The 13,842-nt window shown below is 40.5% G+C and carries 8 protein-coding genes; 3 read left to right on the plus strand and 5 right to left on the minus strand.

Features of this window, described 5'->3' with window-relative positions; all coding sequences use genetic code 11:
• Window positions 1-187 precede the first annotated feature (187 nt).
• Both LJE09_RS13805 and LJE09_RS13810 read left to right on the plus strand, forming a co-directional pair.
• Window positions 188-2,002, plus strand: coding sequence for an ABC transporter ATP-binding protein (locus tag LJE09_RS13805; RefSeq protein WP_227311457.1), 1,815 nt, complete (start codon window positions 188-190; stop codon window positions 2,000-2,002).
• Window positions 1,999-3,765 (plus strand): ABC transporter ATP-binding protein, encoded by a 1,767-nt coding sequence (locus tag LJE09_RS13810; RefSeq protein ID WP_118758651.1) that lies wholly within the window; start codon window positions 1,999-2,001, stop codon window positions 3,763-3,765. Before LJE09_RS13805 ends, LJE09_RS13810 begins: the two co-directional genes overlap by 4 nt.
• 86 nt (window positions 3,766-3,851) lie before the next feature.
• On the opposite strand, the gene LJE09_RS13815 is transcribed toward LJE09_RS13810, so the two are convergent.
• From LJE09_RS13815 to LJE09_RS13835, 5 genes are all read right to left on the minus strand, one after another.
• The gene (locus LJE09_RS13815; RefSeq protein ID WP_227311458.1) at window positions 3,852-5,639 is read right to left on the minus strand and encodes an aminopeptidase P family protein; all 1,788 of its coding nucleotides are present in this window, start codon (window positions 5,637-5,639) and stop codon (window positions 3,852-3,854) included.
• Entirely contained in the window at window positions 5,636-6,484 is an 849-nt protein-coding gene (larE, locus tag LJE09_RS13820) for an ATP-dependent sacrificial sulfur transferase LarE (RefSeq protein ID WP_227311459.1), read from the minus strand. The genes LJE09_RS13815 and larE overlap by 4 nt, the downstream gene beginning before the upstream one ends.
• 469 nt (window positions 6,485-6,953) lie before the next feature.
• A complete protein-coding gene (locus tag LJE09_RS13825; protein WP_227311460.1) occupies window positions 6,954-7,754 on the minus strand; it encodes a helix-turn-helix transcriptional regulator in 801 nt (266 codons plus the stop codon).
• 351 nt (window positions 7,755-8,105) lie between these two features.
• A complete protein-coding gene (locus LJE09_RS13830; RefSeq protein WP_227311461.1) occupies window positions 8,106-9,503 on the minus strand; it encodes an MFS transporter in 1,398 nt (465 codons plus the stop codon).
• A gap of 169 nt (window positions 9,504-9,672) precedes the next feature.
• On the minus strand, window positions 9,673-12,711 hold the full coding sequence (locus LJE09_RS13835; RefSeq protein ID WP_118614140.1) for a glycoside hydrolase family 2 TIM barrel-domain containing protein: 3,039 nt from the start codon (window positions 12,709-12,711) through the stop codon (window positions 9,673-9,675).
• Between the two features lie 202 nt (window positions 12,712-12,913).
• On the opposite strand from LJE09_RS13835, the gene LJE09_RS13840 reads away from it, so the two are divergent.
• Window positions 12,914-13,777 carry an AraC family transcriptional regulator gene (locus LJE09_RS13840; protein WP_118614138.1) on the plus strand — a complete coding sequence of 288 codons (864 nt, stop codon included), beginning with the start codon at window positions 12,914-12,916 and terminating at the stop codon, window positions 13,775-13,777.
• The last annotated feature ends 65 nt before the right edge of the window (window positions 13,778-13,842 follow it).

Here is a 13,842-nt window from a genome sequence, read left to right on the forward strand (position 1 = left end):
GCGCTACGGAATATTTTAGTAATATCTTTTTTTGAAGTCAAGCTGAATTTTCTCCAAAGTTCATCTGTTTTTGCACATTCTTCTTGACAAAAAAGTCTTAAATGATACACTTTTGAATGTATTATTTTTCAAAAAAAGGAAGAAATAATATAGGAAAGATTTTTTACGAAAGGAAGGAATTTTTAAAATGCGTTCATTGGCAGTTTATTTAAAAAACTACAAAAAAGAAAGCATCCTGGCGCCATTTTTTAAATTTCTGGAGGTTGTATTTGACCTGATCGTGCCTATCGTCATTGCACAGATCATTGATGTAGGTATTGCAAACCACGACAACGGATACATTGTCCAGAGATTTTCTATTCTTATACTAATGGCGGCTCTTGGTCTTGCCAGTACCATCACAGCTCAGTTCTTTGCCGCTAAAGCCAGCGTGGGCTTTGCCACAGAATTAAGACAGGCAGTTTATGACCATGTACAGCATCTGTCCTATACAGAACTGGATACCCTGGGAACAGATACTCTTATCACAAGACTCACCGATGATGTCAATCAGATTCAGAACGGATTAAATATGGGGCTTCGTCTTCTTCTTCGAAGTCCGTTTATCGTACTTGGGTCCATGGTCATGGCATTTACCATTGACTTTAAATGTGCCCTGGTTTTTGCTGTTGCGATCCCGTTTCTGTTTCTGGTTGTCTTTGTCATTATGTTTCTCAGTATTCCTCTGTTTAAAAAAGTACAGGGAAAACTAGACACAGTAACCGGACTGACCAGAGAAAACCTTACAGGCGTCCGCGTTATCCGTGCATTCTGCCGCGAAAAAGAGGCAGTTGCAGAATTTGATACCCGCAATCAGGAGCTGACAAAGTTAAATCTCTTTGTAGGAAAGCTTTCCGCTTTGTTAAATCCGGTCACTTACGTACTGATCAATATTGCTACTGTTATTCTGATCCAGAAAGCAGGAGTAGAAGTAAATCTTGGCGGTATGCAGCAGGGACAGGTTGTTGCCCTTTATAACTATATGGCTCAGATGATCGTGGAACTGATCAAGCTTGCCTCCCTGATCATCACCCTGAACAAATCCGCAGCCTGTGCAGGACGTGTGGCAGATATCCTGAAAGTGAAATCTACTATGGATTACCCTTCTTTCTCCACATATTCTGCTCAGATATCGAAGGACCTTGCAACAGCAACTGCTGATGCATCACTTTCTGAAAATGCCATCGTATTCAATGACGTAACCTTTGAGTACAACAAAGCCGGTGCCCCCAGTCTTTCTCATATCAGTTTTTCTGTAAAAAAGGGACAAACCGTAGGTATTATCGGTGGTACAGGAAGCGGAAAAACCACTCTGGTAAATCTGATCTCCAGATTCTATGATGCCAGCAAAGGAACTGTTCTGCTGGATGGTCAGAATATTGAGAATTACACCAGAAGTGATCTCCGCTCCAGAATCGGCGTTGTTCCCCAGAAGGCAGCTCTTTTCAAAGGCTCTATCCGGGACAATCTGAAATGGGGCCGGGAAGATGCCTCTGACGAGGATCTGTGGCGGGCACTTACCACAGCACAGGGAAAAGAGGTAGTAGAGGGTAAACCGGGACAGCTTGATTTTATGCTGGAACAGAACGGTAAAAACCTTTCCGGCGGCCAGAAACAAAGATTTACCATTGCCCGTGCCCTGGTAAAAAAACCTGAAATCCTGATCCTGGATGACAGTGCCAGTGCCCTGGACTTTGCCACTGATGCAGCACTGCGTAAGTCTCTCAACAGACTTGACTGGAAAGTAACTACATTTCTGGTATCCCAGCGTTCCTCCAGCATTCAGCAGGCAGACCTGATCCTTGTCCTTGATAACGGTACTCTGGCAGGTAAGGGTACTCACGCTGAACTGCTGCGTACCTGTGATACTTACCGGGAAATCTACTTCTCTCAGTTTCCGGAAGAAAGAGCCAGATACTCCTCTGTATCTGCAGGTAATATAATGAAGGAGGTGACTGTATGAGCAGATCAACAATAAAAGATCCTGCTAAAAGCAAAAGCAGCGAAACTTTTTTTAAAGTACTGCGTTTCATCGGAAGATACCGTTTTCTGCTGATCCTCAGTATCATACTGGCAGCAGTTTCCGTTATCCTTCAGCTGTATGTCCCAATCCTGTTCGGAAATGCCATTGATCAGGTCATTGCCCAACATCAGGTAAACTTCGAAATGATGTGGTATTACCTGTCACGTATCCTTGTAATGGTCATCCTCTCTTCTGCTGCCACGTGGCTTATGAATGTGATCAATAACCGCATGACCTACCAGACAGTAAAGGATATCCGTGCCAAAGCCATCCGACACATTCAAGTACTTCCCCTCTCTTACCTTGACGGACACAGTACCGGAGATATCATCAGCCGTATTATCGCAGATACAGATATTCTATCCGATGGTATGCTGCTTGGATTTACCCAGCTTTTTTCCGGAATCGTAACGATCATCGGAACACTGATCTTCATGTTCTCCAAAAACTTCTGGATTACATTGATGGTCATTGTCCTGACCCCCGTAAGCTTTTTGGTGGCCAAATTTATTTCTTCCCATACCTTCCAGATGTTCCGGAAGCAAAGCGATGCCAGAGGACGTCAGACTGCTCTCATTGAAGAGATGATTGGAAACCAGAAGGTTGTTCAGGCTTTTGGATATGAGGAAAAATCTTCTGAACGCTTTGCAAAGGTTAACGAAGAATTACAGGAATGCAGTCTGAAGGCTGTTTTTTACAGCAGCCTGACAAACCCTTCCACCCGTTTTGTCAATAATATTATTTATGCCTGTGTTGCACTGGTGGGTGCATTCATTATCCCTGGAGGCAGACTGACAGTCGGAGGACTTTCCGTACTTCTCTCCTATGCCAACCAGTATATGAAACCATTCAATGATATCAGTTCCGTTGTTACAGAACTTCAGAATGCTCTTGCCTGTGCAGGCAGAATCTTCGATCTGCTGGAGGAGGAACCGGAAGTTGCAGAGGCTTCTGAGACACTGAAAGATGTAAAGGGTGAAGTAGATATTAAGAATGTGTGCTTCCATTATGATGAATCAAAGAAACTGATTGAGGACTTTAATCTCCATGTAAAACCAGGTATGCGCGTTGCCATTGTAGGACCTACCGGATGCGGTAAGTCAACCTTTATCAACCTTCTGATGAGATTCTATGATGTAAATTCCGGATCTATTTCCGTTGACGGCAAACCGATCAGAGACATTACCCGCCATTCTCTCAGAAGCAGCTATGGTATGGTGCTTCAGGAAACATGGATCAAAAACGGAACTGTCCGCGACAATATCTCGATTGGAAAACCGGAAGCTACAGATACTGAAATCATCGAAGCAGCCAAGCTTACCCACAGCTGGGAATTTATCCGGAGGCTTCCTAAAGGACTGGACACCATGCTCAACGAAGACAGCTTAAGCCAGGGACAGAAACAGCTGCTGTGTATCACACGAGTTATGCTCTGTCTGCCTCCGATGCTGATCCTGGATGAAGCTACTTCCAGTATTGATACACGAACAGAATTACAAATTCAGGAAGCGTTTGAACGAATGATGGAGGGAAGAACAAGCTTTATCGTAGCTCACAGGCTTTCAACCATCCGAAACGCAGATCTGATCCTTGTTATGAAAGACGGAAGTATCATTGAGCAGGGTACTCATGATGAGCTGATTGCAAAAGGTGGATTTTACCATACTTTATATAACAGCCAGTTTGCAAAAGTTTCTGAATAAAACAAACCAGATAATAAATCAAAAAGGAACAGCTGTCCATCACGGCTGTTCCTCTTTTTGATTTTGTAAAATGTTTTTTATTTTTATCAGATTGCCCGGGTAGCAGCTTTCAGCCATTCTTTTTCTTCTTCGTTCAAATACGGAGAAATCTTCTCATATACCTGTGCATGGTAATCATTGAGAAGGTTACGTTCCCGGACACTCATCAGTTCCGGCACCACTCCATCCAGATCAAAAGGTACCATAGTCAAAAATTCAAAGCACATAAACTGACCATACTCTGTTTTTTCAGCTTTTTTGCAGACCATCAGATTTTCATGACGGATTCCAAATCCATCCTCTCTGTAATATCCCGGCTCATCAGAGGTGATCATTCCCTCCTCCAGCACTGCATTTCCACCCGGAACAATTTTCCATCGGAAGCTATTGGGTCCTTCATGGACATTCAGAAGATATCCTACTCCATGACCGGTTCCATGTTTAAAATCCTCTCCCATTTCCCACAGCGGCTGTCTCGCCAGAATATCCAGATTTACACCGGTACAGCCATGAAGAAATCTGGCAGCTCCCAGATTCAGAGTTCCCCGCAAAACTGCTGTGAAGTACTTTTTCTCTTCCTCAGTAGTCGGTCCCATGACAACAGTACGGGTAATATCAGTGGTTCCCTCTTTATAATGTCCTCCTGTATCTGCCAGAAGAAAGCCGGATGGTTCCAGAGGAGTATCCGTTTCGGGTGTTGCAAAATAATGTACAATAGCAGCATGCTTTCCATAGGCAATAATCGGATCAAAACTGTTATCTATGAAATCCTCCTGTTCCGAACGGAATTCATACAGCTTTTCTGCTGCACTTAATTCTGTGATCGGAATCCTTCCAACATTCTTCTTTAACCAGTATATGAACTTTGTAACTGCAACTCCGTCTCTGATATGCGCAATGCGTTCATTTTCCACCTCAACAGGATTCTTCGTTGCCTTGGGAAGAAGTGTAAGATTTTCTTCATCCAGAATCCGGGTGTCTGCCGGAATATTGCTAACCAGACGACTGTTGACTTTCTTTTTGCAGAGAAGAACTTTTTTGTCCTTTTTAAATGTTTTCACATACTCATAGATACTGTCATAGGGAAAAAGGGTCACACCATCTTTTTCCAGCGCTTCCAGTACGTCTGTCTGAAAGGCTTTCTCATTTGCAAAAAGTCTGATCTCTGTTTTTGTCATTACAAGATAAGAAAGAACCACCGGACAACAGTGGATATCTCCCCCACGTATATTTAACAGCCAGGCAATATCATCCAGAGAAGTCAGTACAAATAAATCTGCACCCTTCTTCTCCATTGCTTTGCGGATTCTTGCGCATTTATCAGCTCTGGATTCTCCTGCCCATTTTATATCCAGCTCTGTAACCGGTTCACAGGAAAGTACCGGACGGTTTTCCCATATATCGCCTGCCAGATCGTGATCAACACTGAGAGACACACCGTTTTCATCCAGCATTTTCTCCAATTCTGCTGCCTCTTTTGCACTGACAGTACGTCCGTCAAATCCCAGACACCTTCCCTGTGTCAGATTTTTTTTCAGAAACTCATGAACTGTGGGAACTTCCGGCTCACCCATTTTAAATAAAGTAATTCCTGTTCCTTCCAGCTGATTCGCGGCCTGGATAAAATAACGTCCATCCGTCCATAATCCTGCCATATCCTGCATGATCACCGCAGTACCTGCAGAACCGGTAAATCCTGTGATATATTTTCTGCATTTGAAATATTCACCTACATATTCCGAACCATGGAAATCATCTGTAGGGATCAGATATGCATCAATTCCTGTCTCTTTCATGCGTGCACGAAGTGCTGTTATTCTCTCTTTTACTGTCATTCGTTTTTACCCCTAAGGCTGCTATCTGCAGTCGTTTTATCATTTTCGCCAAGTGTTTCGTTCATACTTCCCATACGATATCCCAGAATATCCATGGTCACATAAGTGAATCCATACTCCTTAAATTTCTTTGCAATATCCTCTCGGACATTTTTTTCCAGAAGTTTCGGAAATTCCTCCGGCATGATCTCAATTCTTGCAAGTGAACCGTGAATACGGACACGTACCTGATGGAATCCATAGTCAAGTAAAAGCTGCTCTGCTTTCTCAACCATTCCAAGCTTTTCCTCACTGATGGTCTCTCCATAGACAAACCTGGAGGACAGACAGGCAAATGACGGTTTGTCCCAAGTCGGAAGCCCCAGTTCCTTTGAGTATTCTCTGATCTCCGCTTTCGTCAGCTTCGCCTCACGTAGCGGGCTCTTAACTCCAAGTTCTTTTACGGCGATCAGACCTGGTCTGTAATCGCCGTTATCATCCATATTTGATCCCTCTGCAATATATTCAATCCCATTCTTTTTTGCAATATCGCCAATCTTCTCAAACAGTTCTTTTTTACATAAATAACATCTGTTCGGAGGATTCTTTGAAAATCCTTCAATCTCCAATTCCTCAGACTGGCAGATCACATGCTGAATCCCCTCTTTCTCGCAGAATGCCTTCGCTTCATTCAGCTCTCTTTTCGGGAAAGAACAGGATTGAGCCGTAATCGCAATCGCCTTATCACCCAGCACATCATGAGCTACTTTTAATAAGAATGTAGAATCCACTCCACTTGAGAAAGCAACTGCTACACTGCCAAGTCCCTTCAGATATTCTTTTAAATGTTCCAGTTTATTTTCCATATCAGTCTGCCTCTTGTCCGTTTTTTATTGTACCTGCAGCACTCCTCGTAAATAATGTATATTGATCCGGCTCAACAGAGCGTGAAAGTTGAACTGTCTCAAATGTATTATTTAACAGGGTGCTATAGCTTCATTATAATATAGGCAATGACTGTTCAGCAACTTATTTTTCGCATTGCGAAATATGTTACTGAAAATAGAACGAACAATATTGATTTATGTTTCTTGTATCTTTTCTAACGCTTCCCCGACTTCTGTTACTTCTTTAAATAGTTTCTAAAGTAACAGCCTCTCTTAACTTCTTTATTTACAGTTTGTCTACTTCTTTTTCTGGAGCAGTTCTCCGTTTGTTTCTTCCCCATTCATACATGACATAATAATTAACCACTACCCCATATTATAAATAACACCCAGAGATACTTATTTCAGACTGATAATCAGATTTTTATTGAATTTATTAATCTATATGTTATGACAACATATCTTTCAGACATGTACTCCGGTAGTCACTCGGTGATATTTTATATCTTTCTTTAAATACTCGGTTAAATGTTCTCTGACTTTCAAATCCACTATCCAGACAAATGTTTGTAATAGAATCACTCGTATTTTCCAAACGTTGGCATGCATAGTTCAGCCTTGCATCGTTAAGATATTGATTAAAGTTTCTATGGAATGTTTTGGAAAAGAGTCTGGATAAAACATATTTGCTCACCCCCAGATCTTTTGCCATCTCTTCCAGCGAAAATTTCTTCTTAAAATTTGCTGATATATAGGAAACTGTCTGGTAAATAAGATCGTTGCTCCCCACATTACTCTTTTCTACCAAATTTAATTTTCCTATGCAGCGTGCCAACACAATTTGAAGATATGCCTGTGCAACAGTAATATCCGACTGTTCTGTCTCTAAAATTGCATTTATAACCCTATATACCTCCGGTTCAACCTTTTCCGCTTTGATGATTGGGTATTCAGGAGCCATGGATTGCATGATATCTGCAAATTTGGCTATCGTAAATGGCGATGCAATCAGATAAGTCGCTTTATTTACACCGGGTGTCAGTACCTGATAGTGATGAATAACATCTGGAAATACAAAGCTTATATCTCCTTTTTCCATATGGTATAGTTCCTGTCCGACACCAAGTTCTAATGCTCCACTTGTTACACAAACGATCTCCAGTGCATTATGAAGATGTGGTTCAATATGTTTTGACTTCCTATTTATTGCTATGATCTCCTCTTTTGTGTCAACATATTTTAACTGCATGAAATACTCCCCTTTGCAACATTTGTCTATATCTTCTTTTGATTTGGCAAGCAATCCTTTTACACCTATCTTATAATCAACTTGTAAATAAGGAAAGGAGGAATTGCAAATGAGCAACCTAAAAAAATATCTGAATGACCTTTTAGTATTCTACACTGAATATTTTGTGCATCCTTACCATGTATAAATACTAAAAGGACTATTTTGTGAAAACTGAATATTTTCTTAAGGCCATTTCACAAAAATGAAGTGGTCCTTTTTTATTTTCAAAATACAGTTCAATCACTTTATATATAGAAAAAAGCACTGTCTCATCGAGCAATGACCAGACAATGCTTTCTCCTGTCAATTCTAATTTATGTCTGATGCATCTGTTACTTCATCTGCAGCAATTTTTTTTTCTGCTTTCAGTTTTTTATTTGCATCTTCTACATTCATTCTTGAAAGTACAAACATAATCAATACATCAAAGATTAACGGAAGCCAAAGATACATAAACTGCATCATATCAAGTGCAGACTGTGGCTGAGTTGCATTTGTTCCGACATATCCACTGAACTCAAGCATCCATCCAACAACAGCGGTTCCAATACCTCCACCGATTTTTACACCAAGAGAAGTACAAGAGTACATCGTTCCGTCAATTCTCTTTCCCTGTGTAAGATAAGTGTATTCAGAGCAGGATGCGATAACTGCATTCATATCTCCCTGCCATGGTCCCTGACCTAAGGCTGCAAGAGCTGTAAACGCCATCATCAGCGGAACACTGCCCATATATCCGGCAATAACAACAAGTGCTCTACCAATGACTGCTAAAACATAACCTCTTAAGTTCAGTTTATACATACCTTTCCACTTACCAACTAAGGTTGGTGTAAAAATTAAGGCAATGATCAGTGGAATATTAACTGCCCATGCAAATTGTCCAAACAAATTCTTATTTTTCAGTACCCATGTCATGTAATAAATGCCAGCTCCAATCATGGCACCATATAACTGCTGTAAAATATATGTTCCACAAATCATCATGTAATATTTGTTTTTAACAAGAAGCTTGAAGGCCTGTACCATTCCGTACTTTTCATTATCATCCTTTACTTCTCCTTCGTTAAGTTCTTCCTCAGGAAGTTCCTTAACAGAAAGTGCTGAAATCGTATTTATGACAAGACCAATGATTGCATAGATAATAGCAACCGTTCTCCATGCCGCAGCATCTCCACCACATTTATCTACAAATCCAACTGTAATCGCCTGAATCAGAAGACTTGTTGAAAATGCAAAAATAAAACGGTAAGATCCCATCTGCACACGCTCTTTGCTGTTCTTTGTAATCAGTGACGTAAGTGCTGAGTAAGCAATATTGTTTGCTGTATAAAACACACCATTTAACAGTGTATAAGAGATAAAGAACCATGCGTATTTAGCCGTTGTTCCAAAGCTGACTGGTATTGCAAAGCAGCAGACCAGCGTAATGGCACAACCAATGTATCCGTATAGCATCCATGGCTTCGCTTTTCCCATTTTACTGTGTGTTTTGTCAATCATTGATCCAAAAAATATATCCGTAAAACCATCAAATAGTTTTGATACGGCAATCAGGGTACCTACGACACCTGCAGCAAGTCCTACTGAGTCCGTCAGATAGACCATCATGAAAGATGTCAGGAAGGCATAGACTACATTACCTGCAATATCACCTGATCCATATCCAATTTTGTTATACCATTTCAAATACTTTTTTTCTTCCATCGAATTTCTTTGCTCCTCATCTTCATCGCACTTAGAATCTCAAGATGTCTAACAGAGTATGATGTCTAATTCTAGTTTTTTCTCTGTTTTTGTCTGATTGCTCTGTATATACGGACTTTACATAACAATCAGACTCTCTTTCCTTGTTTACGGGTTACATGAAACTTTATTATCCCTTTACATACGGTATCAGCGTAAACTGGAACCGGAATAATACATCATCAAATCGGTACTGATCCAATACAACTGGACCACAACTATTAGAACCAATGCCATTTAATGCGTAGTCAACGCAAAATACTACACTATCTGATTCTATCAGTTCATAATTATGCGTTTTCTTCTCAAGTTCTTCCTGCGTATAATAAGAAGCATTGAATGAGAAGGCATTTTCCGCAGATACCACAATTCCATATCGGCTGTTGTTAAGCTCTACATATTCACAATCATAATGGCTTCCATTTTCCTGTGGGCGAATATAATCCTCATGCAAATCATCTACATTTGCATGATACAAACCGTGGCTCGCAGCCTGATGTTTGTCACAATAGCTTTCCTGTGGTCCCATTCCAAAGTATCGTGCAGCTGAAAGTTTTTTATCCAGGAACATCCTCACACCAAATCTTGGCAGGTCCGGAAATTCATCATCTTTTGTTACTGCAATATCTGCATCAATCTTTCCAGCAGCTTCTATTTTCCATGTGATCGTCACATCAAGAATCTTCTGTACTGTCTCTGCCACAACGGATGCATGGCTTGTAATTTTCACACCATGCTTTCCCTGCACGACCTCTGTCGTGTAAGCTCTTGTATAAGCTTTATCATAATGGGCTTTCTTCCATTCAGACTTGATGTACATATCATTATCTGTTGGTGCCCTCCAGATATTTAATTCCATCGGGTGGTTCAGATATTCCCGACCTGCAAATTTCATCTCTGTAAAAAGTGCAGTCCGTCGGTCGATTGTATATGCGAATTCACGACCTTTGATATGAATCTGTGTATCATCTTCACTCACCTGTAATTCAGAATCCGTCACTGTTTTTTCAACCCATTTTTCTGCTAACTGGCATTTTGCATCCTTCTGGCTTACTTCGATCTCATCAAATCCAAGGATATGGTCTTCATCCAACAGTGGCAATTCCTTTTTCAGATGGTAAATAAATTTTAAATAACATTTTCCACTCTCTGGCACATTGATTTTAAGGTTTATTTTTCCTTCACTGTGTGGTGCTGCTGAAACTTCTGGGAGTTTACCTTTGCTGATTACAAGCCCGTCCTGCGTCAGTTCATAACTGATCTTCACATAATCTTTCAAGTCATCAAAATCCATGTAGTTATGAAGCACCAGTTCTCCGCTTTCTTTGTCATAGGAAATAACCCTTGCCGGGCGATAAACATTCTTGTATTCCAAAAGTCCTGTATGTACCGTTCTGTCCGGATATACTAATCCATCCATACAGAAGTTGCCATCATGAATTTCTTCGCCATGGTCGCCCCCATAAGCATATATAGTCTTTCCATTCTCAGCAGTTCCATGAGCAATCGCATGGTCACACCATTCCCAGACAAAGCCGCCGCACATTTTATCATTATCCTGAATCATCTGGAAGTAATCTTCAAAATCTCCAGGTCCGTTTCCCATACTGTGACAGTACTCTACCAAAAGGAAGGGTTTGCTTCCATCTTTATCCAGATATTCCTGAATTTCGGAAAGCGCCGGATACATCCGGCTGTACACATCCAGATTGCTGTAATCATATGTTTCATCATAATTACGGTATCTTGCACTCTCATATTGTGTGATGCGGTCTGGATCAAAATTCTTTGTCCATTCCAGTGCTTTTTCAAAGTTGCAGCCATAAGCACTCTCATTTCCCATTGACCACATAACAATACAGAAACGGTTTTTGTCACGTTCCACCATGAGTTTTACGCGATCAACGATTGCCTCTTCCCATGCCGGATCATCTGCAATCATCTCATTCCATCGTTTGAACCGATTGTAATCGGTGTCTTCTTTTCTGTAGATCATAAATGGACCATGAGCTTCAATATCTGCTTCATCTATCACCATGAATCCATACTTGTCACACATTTCATAGAAAAATGGTGCGTTCGGATAGTGGCTGGAACGGATCGCATTAAAATTATGCTGCTTCATTAACGTAAGATCGGTTGTGAGCTGTTCCAGACTGATTGTAAATCCAGTAACCGGATCGGAATCATGTCGATTGACACCACGGAATTTAATCTTCTGTCCATTTAGGTAAATGACCTGGTCTTTAATCTCTATCTTTCTTAATGCAATGTGATCTACAATTACTTCATTCTCTGTTTCAAAAATCAGTTTATATAGATATGGATTTTCTGTATTCCAAAGTTCCGGACTTGCAATTTCTAATACAGCTGTTCCTTCTTCAGCAATACTTCCTAGTGCTACAACTGCTCCGTTTCTATCTTCAATCGAAATTTTTACATTTAAGGGAGAGTAGAATTTCATTTCAATTTCTACTTTCGCAAGCATATCCTCAATTCTTGTTTTAATATGATAATCACTGATTGCCTGTTTTGGGCGTTTCAAAATGTACACATCCCGGAAAATACCACTCATACGGAATTTGTCCTGATCTTCCAAATAGGAACCATCACACCACTTCATGACCAGAACCGCTATGCTGTTCTCTCCGTCCCGAAGGAGGTCGGTGATATCAAACTCACTGGTCATATGAGAAACCTGGCTATACCCTACATAAGAGCCATTGATCCATACATAAAAGCAACTGTCTACTCCTTCAAAATTCAAGAAAGCTTTTGGTGCATTTTCATCTTTGTGATAAACAAAGGTATGTACATATGTTCCACATGGAATATCCTGTGGTACATACGGTGGATCAAATGGGAACGGATACCTGATGTTTGTATACTGATGTGTATCATATCCTGCCATCTGCCATACACTCGGAACCTGAATCTCATCAAAATTTTCTGTATCATAATCTTTCTCAAAGAAGGGTTCCTGAACATCATAGATACTGTTAAAATACTGGAACTTCCAAGTTCCGTTCAATAACTGCATTCGGTCTGACTCTTCCCTGTGCTCCACCAGGTTATCCATTCTTTTGGATGCCGGAATAAAATAGGCTCTGGCTGGCATTGTATTTTCATGCAGTACGCTTAAATCCTCATAATAACGTGGTACAATCATAAATAACTCTCCTTTAATACATATACATTTTTTTGCACTTTGTTTTTCCACAGCAAACCTTGTCTTTTACTTTTATGTTTACGCTTCTCTGTTTTGCTATATATATCTTATCCTAATCTGCAAAACATGTCTATGAATTGGATTAGACAAAATATGCACTAAATGATACAATAGCAAAAAAAAGGAAAAGAGGTGCTACCATATGTATATGAATACCGGTTATTTAAACCACTCCCATATGGATTTCAAAGACAAAAGTCGCCCACTGGTTGTAGGAAGTTGCGGTACTTACCGCCTTTCCAGCCATCCAAAGTTACCAACCTACCGTCCAAGGGGACGCCTGGATTATCAGATTATCTATATCACTGCTGGTTGTGGGCATTTTCATTTTGACAATGTGGATAACGAAACGATTGTCCCCGCCGGTAATATTGTACTGTACAGACCGAAGGAACTTCAGAAATATGAATATTATGGAAAAGATAAGACAGAAGTATACTGGATTCATTTTACAGGCAACAATGTAAAAAATATCCTACGGCAATATGGCTTCCCGGATAAAGAGCGTGTATTTCAGGTCGGAACCTCTATGGAATACGAACAGATTTTCAAGCGTATTATCATCGAGCTTCAGCGTTGCCAAGATAATTATGAGGAAATGCTTGTCCTTCTGCTCCGTCATCTTCTTATCATCTTTCATCGGGAACTGACCAGGGAACATATCTCGAAAAATGAATACCTGGATCACGAGATGGATAACGCAGTTACCTTTTTCAGTGAAAATTATAACCAGAATATTAGCATAGATGATTATGCTGCCTCACGTGGAATGAGTGTCAGCTGGTTTATCCGAAACTTCAAAAAATACACAGGTTCTACACCAATGCAGTTTATTGTGGGAATCCGAATTAACAATGCCCAGATGTTACTTGAAACAACAACCTATTCCATCAATGAAATTTCTAAAATCGTCGGGTATGATAATCAGCTTTATTTCAGCCGGCTTTTCCACAAGCTGAAAGGATATTCCCCAAGAGAGTACCGAAAGATAAGAAACAAGTTGTGAATTACTCGGTAACTGAGTTACCAGAGCATCTGAATTAAGGCGGGATACCGCCTTTTTTCAGGGTG

It is taken from the genome of Blautia sp. DFI.3.45, from assembly GCF_020593505.1.
GTDB classification, from domain to species: Bacteria; Bacillota; Clostridia; order Lachnospirales; family Lachnospiraceae; genus Blautia_A; species Blautia_A wexlerae.